This window comes from Moorena sp. SIO4A1, from assembly GCF_010672065.1.
GTDB lineage: Bacteria > Cyanobacteriota > Cyanobacteriia > Cyanobacteriales > Coleofasciculaceae > Moorena.
Map to the genome: position 1 here is coordinate 1 of NZ_JAAHHX010000174.1, position 3,714 is coordinate 3,714.

A 3,714-nucleotide genomic window follows, 5' to 3' on the forward strand; every position below is an offset into this window, starting at 1 on the left:
CTATTCCGTTGGTGATATTGTTGTGTATAACGATTGTGTTGCTATTGACCGAAACCAAGATAGATCTAAACCACTGGTGCAACTGGGCAACAAGGCTAATTTAGTCAATAGCCATAGAGCGCCAATTCCCAGAAGGAATAAAACTTGCCCAATAATAGGGATGCTGATACTCTGGACTTCCTAGCATTTGCAACTGAATCCTTCGCAAAGCTTCAGAACGCCCTTGGTTATCCTGCAATCCCTGATAATAAGACACCATTAAATATTTCGTAGCCGTATCATTCACGTTCCACAAACTAATGACTTGGCTTTCTGACCCGGCAATTACCAACGCTCGACGCAACCCATATATTCCTTCCCCAGCACTGATATTGCCTAAGCCAGTATCACAAGCTGATAACACCACTAGCTTTGTACCTGATAAATTTAATCCCGTTGCTTCTAAGGCTGTGAAGATGCCATCTTCTAAATCATTGTCTGGCTTGTTGTTCTTAATTCCTGCTAATGCTAACCATGACCAAAGTAAGGCATTATCCCCATTAGTCAACTCTTCCTTTTCAGGTCTGTTTTGGAAGAAACCATGGGTAGCGATATGTAGTATTCTGGGACGAGTAACCTGTTTCAATGCTGCTTCATTAGCGTGAGCACCCAACAACGGCTCCACACCCAGCATCTTTGCGATCGCGTTTACTTCCTCAAGAGTACCCGGTAAAGGGGATAAGCTCAACTCTGAAGGATTAAAGTCACGTAAACTGCGGGTTGCTACTATCTGGTTTTCCTCCCCAAGGGCAGTAGTTTGAGCCGAATTATCAAAATCTGGTGCTCCCAAAAGTACTGGTTGGGTAAGCTTGGGATTAGGATTGGATAATCTCAGTAAATCCCTACCGGAGGTGAGGTAGGTAAAACCATAGCTTTCTACTAAATACCGGTTGTCTTGATCTACTAAAGCTTCAAAAGGGATGAGGTTGAGGTAGCTGTCTGGAGACAGTAAAATCCTGCTGCTATCTCCCAACAAAGGACGAACTTTCGCCATCAGCTTCTCATCTACTTTACGGCCTGCTTGTTTTAACTGAGGGATGGTAACTCCTTTGTCTTGAAGGGATAATTCAAGTATCTCCCACAGAGGTTTCAACGCATCTACTTCCCCTAAATCCATGCCTTGGGGTGAGCCTTGAGAACGGAGTACATAGGCGGCATAACGGGGATTACCAAAACTATCCTCTTGGGGATTGTAGGGTTTGTATTCTACAAATTCTACCAGTGCCGTATCTTCAGGAATCAGTTGTTGAATAGTTTCGATGGTAACTGGTTGATTGATTTGGGCAAATTCACGACTGCGCCGACTAATTTTTGCGACTAGTTCCTGTTCCTGATTCCTTAGTTCATTGAGCTGATTACGATATTCTTCAAGGGGAAGCTTATCCGGTCGGTTGTAGGTGAGGTTAGCGAGTTGGGTGCGAGTATTGTTGAGTCGGTCTAGTAATTTTTGGCTTTGGAAATCTAAGCGTTTACGCAACAGTTGCTGACTATGGGTCAAGAAATCGAGTAAGCGACCTTTGCGACGTAAGATAGTTGTTAAAGCTAGACCAGCTGCTCTTTCATGATCAGGAGCTGAGTTTAGGTGTAGAGAAATGGCTGCATCCGTTGTGCCAGAAATAGTTTTGATGTACTCTCGTTTTTGCTTTTCAGCACCAGCGACGAGATTACGTTCTAGATTAAGTTCTTGGATGTCTAATCCTGTTTCGAGAAACTCCAGGGCTTGCTCAATGTTTCCTTGACTGTGATGTAAAATAGCTAAATTATTGAGGCTTAATGCCACTAATGGGTGTTCCTCCCCCAGCAACCGTCTGTTCATCTCCAAAGCTTGGGTATACAAGGGTTCCGCCTGTTGGTACCTTCCCATGGATTTGTAGAGTGCCGCCAGATTATTCAGGCTATATGCCACATTTGGGTGTTCTTTACCCAGTAACCGTCTCCACATCTCCAAAGCTTGGGTATACAAGGGTTCCGCCTGTTGGTATCTTCCCATTAATTGGTAGAGTAAAGCCAGATTATTGAGGCTTTTTGCCACATCAGGGTGTTCCTCTCCCAGTAACCTTCTATATATCTCCAAGGATTGGGTTAACAAGGGTTCTGCCTGTTGGTACCTTCCCATGACTTGGTAGAGTGCCGCCAGATTATTGAGGTTGGTTGCCACATTAGGGTGTTCCTGGCCCAGCAACCGTCTAAACATCTCCAAAGCTTGGGTTAACAAGGGTTCCGCCTGTTGGTACCTTCCCATGGATTCGTAGAGTAAAGCCAGATTATTGAGGTTGGTTGCCACATTAGGGTGTTCCTGGCCCAGCAACCGTCTATACATCTCCAAGGCTTCGGTATACAAGGGTTCCGCCTGTTGGTACCTTCCCATGGCACGATAGAGTTCTGCCAGATTATTCAGGCTTTTTGCCACATCAGGGTGTTGGTTACCCAGCAACCGTCTAAACATCTCCAAAGCTTGGGTATACAAGGGTTCCGCCTGTTGGTACCTTCCCATGGATTGGTAGAGTCCCGCCAGATTATTGAGGCTAGTTGCCACATTAGGGTGTTCTTTACCCAGTAACCGTCTCCATATCTCCAAAGCTTGGGTTAACAAAGGTTCAGCCTGTTGGTACCTTCCCATTAAATAGTAGAGTCCCGCCAGATTATTGAGGCTAGTTGCCACAGATGGGTGTTCCTCCCCCAGCAACCGTCTATACATCTCCAAGGATTGGGTATACAAGGGTTCAGCTTGTTCGTAGCTTCCCATGGATTGGTAGAGTAAAGCCAGATTATTCAGGCTGGTTGCCACATTAGGGTGTTCGTTCCCCAGCAACCGTCTTCTCATCTCCAACCCTTGGTTTAACAAGGGTTCAGCTTGTTCATAGCTTCCCATGGATTGGTAAAGTACCGCGAGATTATTGAGGCTATTTGCCACATCAGGGTGTTCCTCCCCAAGCAACCGTCTTCTCATCTCCAAGGATTGGGTATACAAGGGTTCAGCTTGTTCGTAGCTTCCCATGGATTGGTAAAGTAAAGCTAGATTATTCAGGCTGGATGCCAGATCACGGTGTTCATCCCCCAGCAACCGTCTCCTCATCTCTAAGGCTTGGGTATACAAGGGTTCCGCCTGTTGGTACTTTCCCATTGAATAGTAGAGTTCCCCCAAATTATTGAGGCTTAATGCCACAGATGGGTGTTCGTTCCCCAGCAACCGTCTCCTCATCTCCAAGGCTTGGTTTAACAAGGGTTCCGCCTGTTGGTACCTTCCCATTGAAGAGTAGAGTAATCCCAGATTATCTAGGCTTAATGCCACATATAAGTGTTCGTTCCCCAGCAACTGTCTATAAATCTCTAAAGATTGGGTATACAAGGGTTCCGCCTCTGAATACCTTCCCATTTCACGATAGAGTTCTGCCAGATGATTGAGGCTGGTAGCCACATCTGCGTGTTCTTCCCCGAGCACTTGCTGTCGAATCCTCAAAGCTTCCCGGGCGAGGGGAATCGCTTCGGAGTATTTCCCTTGCTCCTTCAGTACCCATGCTTGTTGACTCAGTTGTTCAGCTTTGGTTAGTTGTTCTTGTGCTGATTCCTGTTGTTGGGCAATAGTAGTTTCTCCCACTGTGGGCTGGGGCGTAATTAGTCCTACTGAGATCAAACTAACTAGAGCTGTTGCCCAAATTGTTGGCCGTTTTGGTT

The 3,714-nt window shown here is 46.0% G+C and carries 1 protein-coding gene; it reads right to left on the reverse strand.

What is annotated here, in order from left to right; genetic code table 11:
* Positions 1-100: 100 nt before the first annotated feature.
* The coding region (locus F6K53_RS35635; protein WP_366511394.1) for a tetratricopeptide repeat protein at positions 101-3,714 on the reverse strand (3,614 nt) is incomplete at its 5' end.